The 313-nt window shown below is 61.3% G+C and carries 1 protein-coding gene; it reads left to right on the top strand.

Annotation, left to right across the window (positions count from 1 at the left end; all coding sequences use genetic code 11):
• On the top strand, positions 1-313 hold a 313-nt coding region (locus BK660_RS31600; RefSeq protein ID WP_221178666.1), incomplete at both ends, for a virulence-associated E family protein.

Below are 313 nucleotides of genomic sequence, written 5' to 3'. Positions count from 1 at the left end.
CCTTGAGGGCGCGCAGGGGGCAGGTAAGTCGACGGCGATGAGCATTCTCGGTGGTGAGTGGTTCATGGATACGCCGTTTGCCTTGGGCGACAAGGACGGCTTTCAGGCGATCCGGGGGAAGTGGATCGTCGAGCTGGGCGAGCTGGACAGTTTCAACAAGGCCGAGAGCACCAAGGCTAAGCAGTTTTTCTCCGCGTCGACTGACACCTACCGCGAGAGCTACGGACGTCGCACGATGGACGTGCCGCGTCAGTGCGTATTCGTGGGGACGACGAACCAGGACGAGTACCTGAAGGACGCTACCGGTAACCGG

It is taken from the genome of Pseudomonas brassicacearum (assembly GCF_003732265.1).
Taxonomy (GTDB): Bacteria; Pseudomonadota; Gammaproteobacteria; order Pseudomonadales; family Pseudomonadaceae; genus Aquipseudomonas; species Aquipseudomonas brassicacearum_D.
This window is presented reverse-complemented; position numbering and strand designations above follow the sequence as displayed.